This is a genomic window from Pseudomonas sp. JUb52 (assembly GCF_004341115.1).
Taxonomy (GTDB): Bacteria; Pseudomonadota; Gammaproteobacteria; order Pseudomonadales; family Pseudomonadaceae; genus Chryseomonas; species Chryseomonas oryzihabitans.
Genome location: NZ_SLYS01000006.1, coordinates 13194 through 29329, shown reverse-complemented (window position 1 = coordinate 29329; position 16136 = coordinate 13194). Strand labels below are relative to the sequence as shown.

General features: G+C 66.8%; 15 protein-coding genes. 6 read left to right on the top strand and 9 right to left on the bottom strand.

What is annotated here, in order from left to right; genetic code table 11:
* Positions 1 to 119 precede the first annotated feature (119 nt).
* The 7 genes from panC to EC839_RS11690 form a co-directional block, all read right to left on the bottom strand.
* Positions 120 to 977 carry a pantoate--beta-alanine ligase gene (gene panC, locus EC839_RS11720; protein WP_007159713.1) on the bottom strand — a complete coding sequence of 286 codons (858 nt, stop codon included), beginning with the start codon at positions 975 to 977 and terminating at the stop codon, positions 120 to 122.
* The gene (gene panB, locus EC839_RS11715; RefSeq protein WP_007159712.1) at positions 974 to 1774 is read right to left on the bottom strand and encodes a 3-methyl-2-oxobutanoate hydroxymethyltransferase; all 801 of its coding nucleotides are present in this window, start codon (positions 1772 to 1774) and stop codon (positions 974 to 976) included. Before panB ends, panC begins: the two co-directional genes overlap by 4 nt.
* 129 nt (positions 1775 to 1903) lie before the next feature.
* Positions 1904 to 2407: a 2-amino-4-hydroxy-6-hydroxymethyldihydropteridine diphosphokinase gene (gene folK, locus EC839_RS11710; protein WP_165904666.1), complete on the bottom strand. Its 504-nt coding sequence runs from the start codon at positions 2405 to 2407 to the stop codon at positions 1904 to 1906.
* Entirely contained in the window at positions 2404 to 3795 is a 1392-nt protein-coding gene (locus tag EC839_RS11705; RefSeq protein WP_007159710.1) for a polynucleotide adenylyltransferase PcnB, read from the bottom strand. The genes folK and EC839_RS11705 overlap by 4 nt, the downstream gene beginning before the upstream one ends.
* A 698-nt stretch (positions 3796 to 4493) precedes the next feature.
* Positions 4494 to 5912 (bottom strand): sigma-54 dependent transcriptional regulator, encoded by a 1419-nt coding sequence (locus EC839_RS11700; RefSeq protein WP_007159709.1) that lies wholly within the window; start codon positions 5910 to 5912, stop codon positions 4494 to 4496.
* A 115-nt stretch (positions 5913 to 6027) separates the two neighbouring features.
* On the bottom strand, positions 6028 to 8976 hold the full coding sequence (locus EC839_RS11695) for a sensor histidine kinase (RefSeq protein ID WP_132832558.1): 2949 nt from the start codon (positions 8974 to 8976) through the stop codon (positions 6028 to 6030).
* Positions 8960 to 9136, bottom strand: coding sequence for a hypothetical protein (locus EC839_RS11690; protein WP_007159707.1), 177 nt, complete (start codon positions 9134 to 9136; stop codon positions 8960 to 8962). Before EC839_RS11690 ends, EC839_RS11695 begins: the two co-directional genes overlap by 17 nt.
* A gap of 104 nt (positions 9137 to 9240) precedes the next feature.
* On the opposite strand from EC839_RS11690, the gene EC839_RS11685 reads away from it, so the two are divergent.
* Positions 9241 to 9657: a VOC family protein gene (locus EC839_RS11685; protein WP_007159706.1), complete on the top strand. Its 417-nt coding sequence runs from the start codon at positions 9241 to 9243 to the stop codon at positions 9655 to 9657.
* On the opposite strand, the gene gluQRS is transcribed toward EC839_RS11685, so the two are convergent.
* Positions 9654 to 10544, bottom strand: a complete 891-nt coding sequence (gene gluQRS, locus EC839_RS11680; protein ID WP_007159705.1) for a tRNA glutamyl-Q(34) synthetase GluQRS — start codon at positions 10542 to 10544, stop codon at positions 9654 to 9656. The genes EC839_RS11685 and gluQRS overlap by 4 nt on opposite strands.
* Positions 10545 to 10628: 84 nt before the next feature.
* On the bottom strand, positions 10629 to 11072 hold the full coding sequence (gene dksA / locus EC839_RS11675) for an RNA polymerase-binding protein DksA (protein WP_007159704.1): 444 nt from the start codon (positions 11070 to 11072) through the stop codon (positions 10629 to 10631).
* A 291-nt stretch (positions 11073 to 11363) separates the two neighbouring features.
* Here dksA and EC839_RS11670 point away from each other — a divergent pair, with 291 nt between their 5' ends.
* The 5 genes from EC839_RS11670 to EC839_RS11650 all read left to right on the top strand — a co-directional run bounded on the left by EC839_RS11670 (position 11364) and on the right by EC839_RS11650 (position 16125).
* On the top strand, positions 11364 to 12539 hold the full coding sequence (locus EC839_RS11670) for a pyridoxal phosphate-dependent aminotransferase (RefSeq protein ID WP_007159703.1): 1176 nt from the start codon (positions 11364 to 11366) through the stop codon (positions 12537 to 12539).
* A complete protein-coding gene (sfsA, locus tag EC839_RS11665; protein ID WP_007159702.1) occupies positions 12536 to 13243 on the top strand; it encodes a DNA/RNA nuclease SfsA in 708 nt (235 codons plus the stop codon). The genes EC839_RS11670 and sfsA overlap by 4 nt, the downstream gene beginning before the upstream one ends.
* 105 nt (positions 13244 to 13348) lie before the next feature.
* The gene (locus EC839_RS11660) at positions 13349 to 14611 is read left to right on the top strand and encodes a NupC/NupG family nucleoside CNT transporter (RefSeq protein WP_007159701.1); all 1263 of its coding nucleotides are present in this window, start codon (positions 13349 to 13351) and stop codon (positions 14609 to 14611) included.
* 151 nt (positions 14612 to 14762) lie between these two features.
* On the top strand, positions 14763 to 15698 hold the full coding sequence (locus tag EC839_RS11655) for a nucleoside-specific channel-forming protein Tsx (RefSeq protein ID WP_007159700.1): 936 nt from the start codon (positions 14763 to 14765) through the stop codon (positions 15696 to 15698).
* 13 nt (positions 15699 to 15711) lie between these two features.
* Positions 15712 to 16125 carry a cytidine deaminase gene (locus EC839_RS11650; protein ID WP_007159699.1) on the top strand — a complete coding sequence of 138 codons (414 nt, stop codon included), beginning with the start codon at positions 15712 to 15714 and terminating at the stop codon, positions 16123 to 16125.
* Positions 16126 to 16136 lie beyond the last annotated feature (11 nt).

Sequence of the window (16136 nt, the reverse complement as noted above, 5' to 3'; positions counted from 1 at the left end):
GAGAAAGTCGGTGACCGCGAGACGCCGGTCGTGGCGCCGCGCTTCGAGCATGAAAAAGCCCGGTATGTTCCGGGCTTCCAGGGTTCAGGCGGGGTCGGGTGAGCTAACCTTCGGTTGCGTCACACTCGGGCCCTGCGGCGAAAGCTCAGATTGTCGATCAGGCGGGTCTGGCCGAGGTAGGCCGCCACCAGCAGAACCAGGGCGGCGGTGTCCGGGCCGGCCGGTTGCAGACTCAGCTGCTCGCGCAATTCCAGATAGTCGACCTTAAGCCCCTGAGCTTGCAATTCGGCGACACCGGCGGCGAGGGTCGGCTCGACCGCGGCGCCGGCGGCGAGCTGATCGGCGAGGCGCCTGAGCAGGCTGTACAGGCAGGGTGCACTGGCCCGCTGGTGGTCATCGAGATAGCCATTGCGCGACGACAGCGCCAGGCCGTCGGTGGCCCGTACCGTGGGCTGGGCGACGATCTCGATGGGCATGTCCAGGTCCTGGACCAGCTTGCGGATCACCGCCAGCTGCTGATAGTCCTTTTCGCCAAATACCGCCACGTCCGGTTGCGCCATCTGGAACAGCTTGGTGACCACCGTGGCCACGCCTTCGAAATGCCCGGGCCGGCGCGCACCGCAGAGGCCTTCGGACACCACGGGGACATTTACCCGGGTCAGGCCGTCCATGCCATTGGGATACATCTCGGCCACCGCCGGCGCGAACAGCAGGTCGCAATGGGCCTCGTTCAGCTGGCGGCTGTCTTCCGCCAGGGTGCGCGGATAGGTGTCGAGATCCTCGCTGGGGCCGAATTGCAGCGGATTGACGAAGATGCTCGCCACCACGAAGTCGGCGTGACGCCGCGCGGTGTCGACCAGGGCGATATGGCCGGCGTGCAGATTGCCCATGGTGGGCACCAGGCCGATGCGCAGGCCCTGGCGGCGCGCGGCGGCGACGGCGGCGCGCAGTTCGCGGACGCTATGGACCGTTTTCATGCGGAGAATCCGTGTTCGGGAGCGGGAAAGCTGCCGTCCTTGACGGCAGCGACATAGGCCGCCAGGGCAGCCTGGATGCTGTCCTGACCGGCCATGAAGTTGCGCACGAATTTCGGCGTGCGCCCGCGCAGGGCCAGGCCGAGCATGTCGTGCAGCACCAGCACCTGGCCATCGGTGGCAGCCCCGGCGCCGATGCCGATCACCGGCACCCGGGCGGCCCGGGTGATTTCCTCGGCCAGCGCCGAAGGCACGCATTCCAGCAGCAGCATGGCCGCGCCGGCTTCCTCTAGCTCGCGCGCCGCCTCGCGCAACTGCTGCGCCCGGGCCGGATCGCGGCCCTGTACCTTGAAGCCGCCGAAGACGTTGACCGACTGGGGCGTCAGGCCCAGGTGGGCGCAGACCGGCACGCCATTGGCGGCCAGGCGGCGAATGGGTTCGGCCAGCCAGGCATCGCCCTCGAGCTTGACCATCTGCGCGCCCGCCTGCATCAGGCGACCGGCGCTGGTCAGGGTCTGCTCCAGGGTGGCATAGGTCATGAACGACAGGTCGGCGACGATGAAGGCACCCGCATGGCCGCGCTTGACGCAGGCGGTGTGGTAGACCATATCGTCGAGGGTTACCGGCAGGGTGCTGTCATGACCCTGCAGCACCATGCCGAGGGAATCGCCGATGAGCAGCATCTCGACGCCGGCCTGACTGGCGGCCTGGGCGAAGGTGGCATCGTAGGCGGTCAGCATGGCGATCTTTTCGCCGCGCTGCTTGAGCCCCTGAAGGGTCGTGAGGCTGATATCAGGCATGCAAGAGGTCCTCGTGGGACGGCGCTATGGTTGTTGTCTGGGCGCCGCGGGCGCGGGGTGGCCGCGCGCAAACGGCTGCTATAGTCCCGGCGCATCCGGCACAAGTCAATGCTCGGTGTTACGGCTGTGTTACCGCGTGGATGACGACGGTAGCAGCCGCTCCAGGCCTTCGAAAGGGCAGGCGGACAGCAGGTCCGGCAAGCGGCGGCCATCGGGCAGGTGCAGCGCGGGGGCGAGATCGGCCAGCGGATAGAGGACGAAGGCACGGGCCTGGAGGTGATAGTGCGGCACCTGCAGGCGCGGCTCGTCGATCAGTCGCTCGCCAAACAGCAGGATGTCGATGTCCAGGGTGCGCGGACCCCAGCGTTCGTCCTTGCGCACGCGGCCCTGCTGCTGCTCGATGGCCTGGGTGGCGTCGAGCAGCGCCAGGGGCTCGAGCCCGGTGTCCAGCGCGGCGACGGCGTTGACGTAGCGCGGCTGATCGGGCGGTCCCAGGGGATCGCTGGCATAGAAGGCGGAGACCGCCACTAGCTCACTGTGAGGCAATCGGGCCAGGGCCTCGAGGGCCGCGTCCAGCTGGCGCCGCGGCTCGGCCAGGTTGCTGCCCAGACCGAGATAGACCCTTTCCATCATTCGTCGCCGGCGGTGGGCGCATCCGAGGTGCGCCGCTTGCGATTGCTGCCGCCGCGGCGGCGCCGCTTGGCCGGTGCGCCTTCGTCGCGGCTGAGGTTCTTGATCATCTCGCGCCGCTGGCTGTCGCCGACCTCCTGGTAGCGAGTCCACCAGTCGCCCAGGCCACCGGTTTCCTCGCCGGCGCTCTCGCGCAGCAGCAGGAAGTCGTAGCCGGCGCGGAAGCGCGGATTCTCCAGCAACTGATCGGCGCGCTTGCCCTGCCGGCGCGGCAGGCGTTCCTGCATGTCCCAGATCTCGCGCATGGGCATGGTGAAACGCTTGGGGACGGCGGTGCGCTGGCACTGCTGCTGGGTAAGGTCGTGGGCGGCTTCCTGCATGGCCGGAATCGGCGGCAGGCCGAGGTCCTGATGATGACGGACGCGCTCGGGCAAGGCCGGCCAGAGCAGGGCGGCGAACAGGAAGGCCGGGGTGACCGGCTTGCCTTCGCGGATGCGGGCATCGGTATTGGCCAGGGCCTGGCGGATCAGGCTGCCGGCGTACTCGGGATCGCGCTCCAGGGCTTCGCCACTGGCCGGAAACAGCGGGGCGAACAGGCCGTACTGGCAGAGCAGCTCGAAGGTGCGCTCGGCCTTGCCACCCAGCAGCAGCTTGATGACCTCGTCGAACAGCCGCGGTGCCGGGATGTCCCGCAGCAGCGGCGCCAGGCGGCTGATGGGTTCGGCGGTGGCGGCCTCGATCTCGAAATCCAGCTTGGCGGCGAAGCGCACGGCGCGCAGCATCCGCACCGGGTCTTCCAGGTAGCGCTGCTCCGGATCGCCAATCAGCCGGATCTGCCGCAGGCGAATGTCCTGGGTGCCGTTGGCGTAGTCGAGGATGCGTTCGCCACTGGCGTCGTAGTAGAGCGCGTTGATGGTGAAGTCGCGCCGCTGGGCATCCTGTTCCTGGTTGCCATAGATGTTGTCGCGCAGGATCCGGCCGCTTTCATGGCGCGAGCCCTGGGTCTCGTCCTCGGCATCCCCGGTGGGGTGATTGGCGCGAAAGGTCGCGACCTCGATGATCTCGCGGCCGAAATGCACGTGGACCAGCTTGAAGCGCCGTCCGATGACTCGCGCATTGCGGAATTCGGCCCGCACTTGTTCGGGCGTGGCGCTGGTGGCGACGTCGAAGTCCTTGGGCTCGAAGCCCAGCAGCAGGTCCCGGACGCAACCGCCCACCAGGTAGGCCTGATAACCCGCCTTTTCCAGCCGGTCGACGACGCTCAGGGCGTAGCGACTGATGCGCTCTCGTTCCAGAGCATGCTGACTGCGGGGCAGTTCGATGGGCAAGGCAGGCGCGGGCGGAGTACGCCGCAGGGGCGAGCGCAGAGTCTGGATCAGCTTCTTCAGCATGCGAGTTTCTGTTCGGAGAGACGGCTATACGCAATCTGGACCACAGCGGGAGCCGTTGCGCAATAGATAAGGAGGGGATCTTGAACGAGGGAGGGGAGGCTGTCAAAGGCACTGGGGGAGCCGAAGCTCCCCCCCAAAGTGGTACGTGCTTTGTTTTTATTGTCTATCCAGACCTCTTGTTTTTCTTGTGTGGTCTGTCCCGTGCGGTTACCGGCCGCCGGAAGGGCTCTGAAGTCTAGAGCCAAGAGCAAACGGATTACTTTGGAAGCTGATGCCGTCAGGATCATTCCTGCTCTGCCTGGTACGGGTGCTGCCTCGGGGCAGTTTTGTTGTTCTCTGGCCTGACATCGCGGGACCATCCCGCAAGACGACTCTTCTCCAAAATGATCAGTTAGCTACGCCTCCGCCTGCTTGTTCTTATTGTGCTGGAGTCGCTACGTCTTGTTTTTGTTATGGAGGGGGTACGTTTTTATTGTTCTTGTGCCAGAACATAAAGCAGATGCCGTGCCAGTTTTGAAAAATCCTTTAATTTCAGTGGTTTACGAAAAATGTAGCCTTTTTGCCTGGTGGCTACAGGGAGATTTTCGTTACCGCTGAACCCGCCTCCTGTTACGGCGGTAACACATTGCAAAGGATGGGGAGGCGAGGCGGGAGGGTGTTACCGCGAGACGTGCAGGGCTGTCACGTCCCGGCGTGGATCAGCTGGCGTCGCTGCTGGCGCTGGCCTTGCGCCGCGGAATGCCCAGGCGCTGGCGACGTTCCCACAGGCACTTGCGGCTGACGCCGAGCTTGCGGGCCAGTTCGGTCTCGGTCATGTGATCCTGGTGCTCGAGCACGAAGTGCTGGAAGTAGTCCTCCAGCGAGAGGTCCTCGGTGGGCTCGTGGGCGCCATTGCCGTTCCCCAGGCCCGCGCTGGGCAGCGGATCCAGGTAGCTGTCGGCCAGCTCCAGCTCGCCGAGCTCGACGTCGATGCCCAGCTGGTCAGCATTGATCTCCTGGCCTTCGCTGAGGATCACCGAGCGCTCGATGGCGTTCTCCAGCTCGCGCACGTTACCCGGCCAGCTGTAGTGACGGATGGCGGCCTCGGCTTCGGCGCCGAACTTGAGCCCCGGGCGACTCATGCGCGCGGACTGACGGGCGAGGAACACCCGGGCGATTTCCATGACGTCGCCACCGCGCTCGCGCAGGGCCGGCAGGCGCAGGGAGATGACGTTGAGGCGATAGAAGAGGTCTTCGCGGAACTGGCCGATCTTGGCCAGGCCCTTGAGATCCCGGTGGGTCGCGGCGATCAGGCGCACATCGACCTTTTGCGATTGCACCGAGCCGACCCGGCGGATCTCGCCTTCCTGCAGCACGCGCAAGAGGCGCGCCTGGGCTTCCAGCGGCAATTCGCCGATCTCGTCGAGAAACAGGGTGCCGCCGTCGGCCGCTTCCACCAGGCCGGTACGGCTGGCGCTGGCGCCGGTGAAGGCGCCCTTCTCGTGGCCGAAGAGTTCGGATTCGATCAGGGTTTCGGGAATGGCCGCGCAGTTGACCGAGATCAGCGGCGCCTTGGCCCGGCGCGACAGGTTGTGCAGCGCGCGCGCCACCAGTTCCTTGCCGGTGCCCGACTCGCCCTGGATGAGCACGGTGGAATCGGTGGGGGCGACCTTGCGGATCTTGCCGAAGAGGTCCTGCATCGGCGCGCAGTTGCCGATGATGCCGATCTCGCCGGTGGCCGGCGGCGGCGCGACGCTTTCCTCGACGGCGGCAGCCGGCTGGCGCTGCTCGCGCTCCACCAGGATGCGCGCCACGGCCTGCAGCATCTCGTCGTGATCGAAGGGCTTGGCGATGTAGTCCACCGCGCCCTGCTTCATGGAGTCGACCGCCGATCTCAGGCTGGCGTAGCTGGTCATGATCAGCACCGGCTTGCCCTTGGCGAGATCGATCATCTCGGTACCGGGCGCGCCGGGCAGACGCAGATCGCTGATGACGAGATCGAAGCTCGAGACATCGTAGAGATCCTGGGCTTCCTGCACGGAGCCGGCTTCGCTGACGCGGAACTGGTTGCGCTCCAGCAGGCGGCGCAGCGCCGAACGGATGATCTTCTCGTCTTCGACAATCAGGATATGGGCCATCAAGTGCGCTCTCTTACGGGAAGGCAAGACGACCCACGCCAGGCAGCGTGTCTTGTCGCGGTCGTCTGGACTTCCGAATGCTTTAGCAGATCCATCCAGCAGGCGGATGGGTCCGTCACGGCGCCTCCGGCAACCCGAGATAGCGCGGCAGCAGTACCCGGATGCGGGTGCCCTGGCCGGTCACGGGGTCGGTAGGACTATCGATCATTATCTGACCATAATGCTCTTCTACGATGGAATAGACCAGCGCCAAGCCAAGCCCCGTCCCCTTGCCCGGATCCTTGGTGGTAAAGAACGGTTCGAACAGCCGACTGACGATGGCCTTGGGAATGCCGCTGCCCTCGTCCTCGACGCTCAAGGTCACGGTCTGGCCCTGGGCCTCGCTGCGCACCCGGATCGGCGCGCCGGCCGGCGAGGCGTCCCGGGCGTTGGACAGCAGGTTGATCATTACTTGGACCAGGCGCTGGGGGTCGCCTTGCACGAAGTGCTCGGGATCGCAGAGATTGAAGAAGTCGACGTCCACGCTCTGGCGGTTGAGCGAGAGCAGGGCGATGGCCTCCTGGGCTGCCTCGGCCACGCACACCGGCTCGTGGGCCTGCTGGCGACCGCCGGCATGGGCAAAGCTCATCAGCGACTGGACGATGCGGGTGATGCGCCGGGTCTGCTCGATGATCTGGCTGCTGATCTCGTCGATCTCTTCGTCCGCCTCGCGCTCCTCGCGCAGATTCTGCGCCAGGCAGGCGATGCCGGTAACTGGGTTGCCGATCTCGTGGGCGACGCCCGCGGCCAGCCGGCCGATGGAGGCCAGGCGCTCGGAGTGGATCAGGCGGTCTTCCAGCAGCTGGGTCTCGCTGATGTCTTCCACCACCAGCACCGTACCGTTGCTGCCCACCGCCAGGGGTTCGTCGATGGTCGCCTTGTGCAGGTTGAGCCAGCGCTGCTCGTGTTCCTGGGGCAGCCGCTGCTTGTAGAGGTGCTGCTGCGCCGGTTCGGCGAGAAAGCGCTCGAACAGGTCCTGCCAGGGATTGGGCAGGGCGCTCAGGCGCGAACCCACCACCCGGGCGCCGTCGATGCCGGTGAGTTCTTCCATGGCGCGGTTCCACATGAGGATCTCGCGGTCACGGGCCAGGGAGCAGACGCCCATGGGCAACTCCTGCAGGGTCTGGCGGTGATAGCGGCGCAGGGCGTCCAGCTCGGCGGCCAGGCCCGTCAGGCGCGACTGGTAGTCTTCCAGGCGATTCTCGATGAAGTGGATGTCTTCGGTGGCATAGGCCTCGCTTTCCGCCTTGAACGGCAAAAAGGTCTCGACGATGTCCTGGGCGACCCGCGGGCCCATCAGGCCCGAGAGGTTGGCCTCGATGCGATCGCGCAACCGGCGCAGGGCATAGGGGCGCCGTTCGTCATAGGGCAGCAGCAGATCGGCCAGGGCGCGCTCGACTTCCTTCTGCGCGGTCTTGGCGCCCAGCGGCTTGGCCAGCTGGGCGGCGAAGTCCTGGGGCGAGCTGGCCGCCAGTTCGCGGCGTTGCGGACGGCGGACGTTGTCCACCGCGCAGGCCTCGGCGGCGCTCTTCTCTTCTTCGCTGGCCTCGGTGAACAGCGAGACCAGGGCGAATACCAGCACGTTGACGGTCAGCGAGGCCACGGCGGCGAGGTGCCAGTTGCTGGCGCTGATGCGATAGCTGAAGACGCCGATGTGCAGCGGATTGATGTCGGCCACCAGCGGCATGAGCATGCTCAGGAACCACAGGCCCAGGCCGCACAGCAGGCCGGCGATGAAGCCCTTGCGATTGGCCGTCTGCCAGTAGAGTACCGACAGCGCGCCGGGCAGGAATTGCACGGTGGCGACAAAGGAGACGATGCCCAGGCTGGAGAGATCGCCATGGCCCTGCAGCAGGCGATAGAAGCCATAGCTGCCCAGGATGATGGCGGCGATCAGCATGCGCCGGGTCATGCGCAGCCAGCGATAGATGTTGCCGTCGGTGGGCGGCTGGTAGAGCGGCAGCACGATGTGGTTGAGCAGCATGCCCGACAGCGCCATGGTCACCACGATGATCAGGCCGCTGGCCGCCGACAGCCCGCCGACGAAGGCCACCAGCGCCAGCAGCGGGTTGTCCAGCGCCAGGCCCACGCCCAGGGTGAAGTACTCCGGCGGCGTCGGCGAACCCAGCGCCAGGCCACCCCAGAGAATCGGCGGCACCGCCAGGCTGATCAGCAGCAGGAACAGCGGCAGGCCCCAGCTGGCGCTGACCAATGCCTGGGGGCTGAGATTCTCGGTAAAGGCCATGTGGTACATGTGTGGGGTGACGATGGCCGCGGCAAAGAACACCAGCAGCAGGATCCGCCAGGGACCTTCCTGCAGCGGGGTGTGCAGGGTGGAGAGGGCGCTCTGGTTTTGCTGCAGCCAGGTCTCCAGGCCGTTGGGGCCGCCGAACACGGTATAGAGGGTGACGCCACCGACGATGCCCAGGGCCAGCAGCTTGACCAGGGATTCGAAGGCGATGGCCACCACCAGGCCCTCGTGGCGTTCCTTGGAATTGATCTGGCGCGCGCCGAAGAGCATGGCGAACAGGGTGATCAGCAGGCAGAAGCCCAGCGCCGGGGCGTCCTGGGCGCGGGCCTGCACCAGGATGCCGGTGCTGGTGGCCACCGCCTGGATCTGCAGCGCCAGCAGCGGCAGCACGGCGATCAGCATGCCCAGGCTGGTGAGGGCGCCGGCCCAGGTGCTGCGGAAGCGGAAGGCGAAGAGATCGGCCAGGGACGCCAGCTGGTAGGCGCGGGTTAGGCGCAGGATGGGATAGAGCAGTACCGGCGCCAGCAGAAAGGCGCCGCACAGGCCCAGGTAGTAGGCGAGAAAGCCGTAGCCGTAGTCATAGGCCAGGCCCACTGTGCCGTAGAAGGCCCAGGCGCTGGCGTAGACGCCCAGCGACAGGGTGTAGATCAGCGGATGGCGCACCAGCCGGCGCGGCACCCAGCCCTTCTCGGTCATCCAGGCGACGCCAAAGAAGATCAGCAGATAACCGGCGCTGATCAGCACCAGTTGGGACAGACTAAAGCTCGTCGGCATCGCGCTGGCTCTGCAGGATAAAGGTCACCACGATGAGGATGAGCCACAGCAGGTAGGGGCGATACCAGGCGCCGCTGGGAGCGATCCACCAATCCATGATGGCGGGGGAGAACAGATAGATGCCTACCACGAGGAGCAGGACCAGCCGGTAGATGTACATGCGCGGTTCCCGAGCGGCGATGGCGCCATGGTAATGCAAAAGCGCTGTACCCCGGAGAGGGACGCTTCTACCGTGAAGGCTTCTTTCCCCGCCGGAGTTCGCCGATGACCAGGCCCCGTCTCGCCGCCGTGCTGGAAACCGCGCTCTATGTCGCCGATCTGCCCCGGGCCCGGCGCTTCTATGAAGAGCTGCTGGGGCTCACGCCGATGTTCGCCGACGAGCGTCTGGCCGCCTATGCGGTGGGGGCCAGCGTCCTGTTGCTGTTCCAGCGGGGCACTACCGAACGACCCGTCAGGCTGCCGGGCGGCTGCATTCCGCCCCATGGCGCCCAGGGCTGTCAGCACCTGGCCCTGGCCGTCGCGGCGGATGAACTGGAAGCCTGGGCCGCACACCTGGTGGCTGCCGGGGTCGCCATCGAAGAACGCACCCGCTGGCCGCGTGGCGCGATCAGCCTGTATTTCCGCGATCCGGACGGACATCTGCTGGAGCTGGTCACGCCCGGCCTCTGGCCCAACTACTAGTCCGGCAACCGGGCTTCGGCCAGGTGCGGCACCCGCGGGATCAGCGCGGCATCCCAGTGGGCGACGCCCCAGGCCAGCACCCTGGCCGGGGTTTCCCGGGCCAGTTCCGCCTGCGTCGGCTGGCCCAGGGTGCGCAGGGCGCGCACCAGCAGGGCGCCGGCCTGCTCGGGCGGTAGCGGCGGCGAGCGGTAGCTCTTGCCCAGCTTGTGGCCATCGGGCTGGATCAGCAGCGGCACGTGCAGATAGCGCGGCGCCGGATGGCCGAGCAATTCCTGCAGATAGAGCTGGCGCGGCGTCGAGTCCAGCAGGTCGGCGCCCCGCACCACGTCGGTCATGCCCTGCAGGGCGTCGTCCATCACCACCGCCAACTGGTAGGCGATCAGGCCGTCGCGGCGCTGGATGACGAAGTCGCCCACCTCGCGCCCCAGGTGCTGGCGGAATTCGCCTTGCACCCGGTCGACGAAGCGGTAGTCCAGTTCAGGGACGCGGATGCGGATGGCGGCGTCCGTCGCCGGCAGGCCGCGATTGCGGCAGTATCCGGGGTAGAGCCCGCCACTGCCTTCGAGCTGCTTGCGCGAGCAGTCGCAGGCATAGGCTAGGCCGCTGGCCAGCCACTGCGCGATGACCGCGCGATAGGCGTCCAGGCGCTCGCTCTGGCGCAGCACCGGGCCGTCCCATTCGAAGCCGTAGGCCTCCAGAGTGGTGAGGATGGCCGCCTGGGCGCCGGGGACCTCGCGCGGGGGGTCCAGGTCTTCCATGCGCACCAGCCACCGCCCGCCCGCGGCGCGGGCATCCAGGTAGGAGGCGAGGGCGGCGACCAGCGAGCCGAAGTGCAGATAGCCGCTGGGCGTGGGGGCGAAACGGCCGACATAGGGGCGCCTGGACATAGCTCATCCTGTGAATGCCGGAAAAACCGAAGTCTGGAAAGAACAAAGGGCGCCGTAGCGCCCTCGTCGGTGAGGCAGCAGGACTCAGGTCCCGGTCTGCTTCTCGCGGATCTCGGCCAGGGTCTTGCAGTCGATGCACAGGCTGGCGGTCGGACGGGCTTCCAGGCGACGGATACCGATTTCCACACCGCAGGAGTCGCACCAGCCGTATTCGTTGTCTTCGATCAGCTGCAGCGTCTCGTCGATCTTCTTGATCAGCTTGCGCTCGCGGTCGCGGGCACGCAGTTCCAGGCTGAATTCCTCTTCCTGGGTCGCGCGGTCGGCCGGGTCGGCGAAGTTGGCCGCTTCTTCCTTCATGTGGTGCACGGTGCGATCGACTTCTTCGCGCAGTTCCTGCTTCCACTTGTTCAGAATGCCGGTGAAGTGGGCGCGCATGCGCTCACTCATGTATTCCTCGCCCTTGGCAGGCTGGTAGGGTTCGTAGCCACGGGCCAGATGATTGTTCTGCTGATTTGCTTCGCTGGGCATGATTGACCCTCTCACTTTCGCTGATCCTGTCCACAGGCTGGATGCGTTTCCAGGCCTCTCCATGTTGGAACGCCCGGGGTCTGTGGCTGCCGATGGCGTCCCGCGCAATGCCGACGCCAGGCTGAATATGTTCTCGACTGGCCAGTCGCCCTGCGGATGCAAGCCGGCGAACTTACCAGAAGCTTCCAGGGGGCGCTACTACTGGCCTCCCGCTCCTTGCCGACGCGGCGGATGCCGGTCTGCGAAGCCTTGGTTAGAATCCCGCCTTCGCCACAAGTTCGGACCCCCTCCATGTCCAATTCCTACAGCGCGCGCAGCCAGGCCATCGAGCCCTTCCATGTGATGGCCCTGCTGGAGCGCGCCAACCAGCTCCAGGCCGCCGGGCACGACGTCATCCACCTGGAGATCGGCGAGCCCGATTTCACCACCGCCGCCCCGGTGGTCGCCGCTGGCCAGGCCGCGCTGGCGGCCGGTCAGACCCGCTACACCGCGGCCCGCGGCCTGCCGGAATTGCGCCGCGCCATCGCCGCCTTCTATGGCGAGCGCTACGGCGTCGACCTGGATCCGGAGCGGGTGCTGATCACCCCCGGCGGCTCGGGTGCCCTGCTGCTGGCCAGCGCCCTGCTGGTGGATCCCGGGCGTCACTGGCTGCTGGCCGATCCCGGCTATCCCTGCAATAGACACTTCCTGCGCCTGGTGGAAGGCGCGGCCCAGCTGATTCCGGTCGGCGCCGAGACCCGCTACCAGCTCACCCCCGAATTGGTCGAGCGGCACTGGCAAGCGGACAGCGTCGGCGCCCTGGTGGCCTCGCCGGCCAATCCGACCGGCACCCTGCTGGATCGCGACGAACTCGCCGGGCTGTCGGCCGCCCTCAAGGCCCGTGGTGGTCACCTGGTGGTGGACGAGATCTACCACGGCCTGACCTACGGCCTGGACGCCCCCAGCGTGCTGGAGGTGGACGACTCGGCCTTCGTGCTCAACAGCTTCTCCAAGTATTTCGGCATGACCGGCTGGCGCCTCGGCTGGCTGGTGGCGCCGCGCGCCGCGGTGCCGGAGCTGGAAAAGCTGGCGCAGAATCTCTACATCAGCGCCTCCACCGTGGCCCAGCAGGCCGCCCTGGCCTGTTTCACCCCGGAGGCCATGGCCATCTTCGAGGAGCGTCGCGCCGAATTCGCCCGCCGCCGCGACTACCTGCTGCCGGCGTTGCGCAACCTGGGCTTTGAGATCGCCGTCGAGCCCCAGGGCGCCTTCTATCTCTATGCCGACATCACCGCCTTTGGCGGCGACGCCTATGCCTTCTGCCAGTTCCTGCTGGAGACCGAGCACGTCGCCATCACCCCCGGCCTGGACTTTGGTCGCCACCGCGCCGACACCCATGTGCGCTTCGCCTACACCCAGTCGCTGCCGCGCCTGGAAGAAGCCGTCGCCCGCATCGCCCAGGGCCTGCAGCGCTGGAGCGCCCGGTGAGATTCGAGCCGCCCCTGGAAGAGGGTCGCCTGCTGCGCCGCTACAAGCGATTTCTCGCCGACATCGAGACCGCCAGCGGCGAGGTGCTGACCCTGCACTGCCCCAATACCGGCTCCATGCTCCACTGCCAGCCGGCGGGCGCCCGCGTCTGGTTCAGCCGCGCCAGTGGTCCCAAGCGCAAGCTGCCCGGCACCTGGGAGCTGGTCGAGACGGATCACGGGCGCCTGGCCTGCATCAATACCGCCCGTGCCAATCGCCTGGTGGAGGAGGCCTTGCTGGCCGGTGCCATTCCCGAGCTGGCCGGCTTCACTGCCCTGCGCCGGGAGGTGGCCTACGGGCTGGAGAACAGTCGCGCCGATTTCCGCCTGGAGTATCCCGCGGGGCCGCTGTACCTGGAGGTCAAGAGCGTCACCCTGGGCTTTGCCGACACCGCGATCGCGGCCTTTCCCGACGCCGTGACCACCCGTGGGGCCCGCCATCTGCGCGAGCTGGCGGCCCTGGCCGCGGCTGGCGAGCGGGCCGTGCTGCTCTATTGCGTATTGCTCCACGGCATCGAGGCAGTGCGTCCGGCCGCGGAAATCGATGCCGCCTATGCCCTGGCCCTGGGCGAAGCCCGGCGTCATGGCGTGCAGGTGCTGGCTTATGGGGCACGGCTCTCGCCCGTGGGTCTGCAACTGGACCGACCGCTGCGCCTCGCTGACTAGGCAGTCACAAAAAGCTGATCGCCCAGACAGGATCTGGCAGGCGCCTTGCTTACGGATATCGCCCATCGATCGCCGCTATCGGGCGATCCTGTCAGGAGTCCCTTGATGATCTCTGTGTTGGGCATGCTGTTGCTGGTGGCCATCGCCATCCTCTTTTCCCGCCAGCGGCGCGCCATTCGCGTGCGTACCGTGCTCGCGGCCTTTCTGTTGCAGGCGGGGCTCGGCCTGTTCGTCCTCTACATTCCCTGGGGCCAGCAGGTGCTCGGCAGCGTCTCCGGCGCCGTCTCTTCGCTGCAGCTCTATGCCGACAAGGGCATCGAGTTCCTCTTTGGCGGTCTCGCCGGACCCAAGATGTTCGAGTACTTCGGTAACGGTGGCTTCGTCTTCGCCGTGCGGGTGCTGCCCCTGATCGTCTTCTTCGGCAGCCTGATCGCGGTGCTCTACTACCTGGGCATCATGGGCTGGATCATCCGCCTGGTGGGCGGAGCGCTGCACGCCCTGCTCGGCACCAGTCGGGTGGAATCCACCACGGTCACCGCGACCCTGTTTCTCGGCCAGTCGGAAATGCCGCTGGTGGTGCGGCCCTTCATCGCCGATCTCACCCGCTCGGAGCTGTTCGCCATCATGGTTGGCGGTTTCGCCGCGGTGGCCGGTTCGGTGCTGCTGGGCTACGCCGGCATGGGTGTGGAACTCAAGTATCTGATCGCCGCCAGCTTCATGGCCGCCCCGGGCGGACTGCTGATGGCCAAGCTGATGGAGCCGGAGACCGAACAGCCGCGCGACCAGGCCATGAAGACCCTGGGCGAAGGGGAGGAGCGCCCGGCCAACGTCATAGACGCAGCTGCCGAAGGCGCCCAGGTCGGCCTGCGCATCGCCCTGGCGGTCGGTGCCATGCTGCTGGCCTTCATCGCCCTGATCGCCCTGCTCAACGGCATCCTCGGCTGGTGCGGCGCCTGGTTCGGCGTGCCGCAACTGAGCATGCAGCTGGTGCTGGGCTATCTGCTGGCGCCGGTGGCCTTTCTCATCGGCGTGCCCTGGAACGAGGCGGTGCAAGCCGGTGGCTTCATCGGCCAGAAGCTGGTGCTCAACGAATTCGTCGCCTATGCCGACCTCTCGACCTACCTGGATCCGGTCAAGTCGGCGGCGGCGGGCGTCCAGCCGCTCTCGGCGCACACCCAGGTCATCGTCACCTTCGCCCTCTGCGGCTTCGCCAATCTCTCTTCCATCGCCATCCAGCTCGGCGGCCTGGGCGGCATCGCCCCCCAGCGGCGTCACGAACTGGCTCAGCTGGGCCTGCGCGCCATGCTCGGCGGCACCCTGGCCAACCTGATGAGCGCGGCCCTGGCCGGCTTCTTCATCGGCCTCTAGGTCGATGCCGATTGGACCAGTCGGTCCACTTTATGGTGCACCGCTGGCCTGGGTGCGCCGAAACGTAACAGCGGATGACCGTGGCGTGCGCCTGCTTCGCCGCCACGGGTTGTCCGCGGCTTCTCAAGGCTTTCGCTCAGGAACCCTCCTCATGACGTTTTCCCGCCTCCGTCGCGTGCGCTTCGGCGCGCTACCGCTCCTGTTCTGCTGCAGCGCCCAGCTGCTGGCCGCTCCCGCCGTCGCCACCGACAGCGCCCAGGGCGAGACCGCCAGTCCCGCCGCGCAACAGACGGACAATCGCTCGCCCTATCTGTCGTCCTGGTACAACCAGGATCTGACCCTGATCGGCAGCAAGGACATCAGCTTCGGCCCGCAGCCCGTGGACGACGTCTATCTGGAGTACGAGTATTTCGGTCGCAAGGGGCCCTTCGAACTCTATGGCTACATCGACGTACCCAGGGTGCTGGGCATCGGCAACAGCCATGACTCCGGCGTCTGGGACCGCGGCTCGCCCCTGTTCATGGAGCACGAACCGCGGATTTCCATCGATCAGCTCAGTGGTCGCTCGCTGGCCTTCGGGCCGTTCAAGGAGTGGTACCTGGCCTTCGACTGGATCTACGACCATGGCAGCAGCCGGGCCAGTCGGCAGAACACCCTCTACGCCGGCTTCGGTACCGACATCGAGACCCATACCCCGGTGCTGCTGTCCGCCAACCTGTACGGCCGCCGTCAGTGGGAAAACTACGGCGCCGCCAACGAGAATTCCTGGGACGGCTATCGGGCTCAGCTCAAGTACATCTGGCCGCTGGCCAAGTTCGACAACGGCGCCTCCCTGACCTATGTCGGCTTCACCAACTTCGATTTCGGCTCCAAGCTGGGCGACGAGCCGGGTCGTACGGCCAATGCCACCGTGTCCACCAACGTGCTGCTCTATGCCTTCACCCACCTGCGCTTCATGTTCGCTGCGCGGCATTTCCACAACGGCGGCAACTGGCGCGACGGCACCGAGCTGAACTTCGGCGAGGGTGATTTCGAGGGCCGCTCCAACGGCTGGGGCTACTATGCGGGGGTGGGTTATCAATTCTGATCTGGAGACTGTCATGAGCACCAACCTGCCTGCGCACCTGGCCGCACTGCTTCCGCAAGCGGTCGCTGCGGCCGAGCGCGCCTACTGTCCGCATTCGGAATTTCCCGTGGGCGCCGCCCTGCTGACCGCCGAGGGCGAGGTCATCCATGGCTGCAACGTGGAAAACATCTCCTACGGCCTGACCAACTGCGCCGAGCGCAGCGCCCTGTTCGCCGCCATCAGCCGGGGCCTGCCGCCGCGCAGCTTCACCGCCATGGCCATCCATGCGCCGGGCGTTCCCCTGATCAGTCCCTGCGGCGCCTGTCGCCAGGTGCTGCTGGAGCTGATGGCGCCCGACGCGACCATCGTCTGCAGCGGCAGCGAGCCCGGCCGTACCCGCACCTGGACCCTGGCCGAGCTGCTGCCTGGCGCCTTCGACGACTTCTAAGGAGTCCGCCC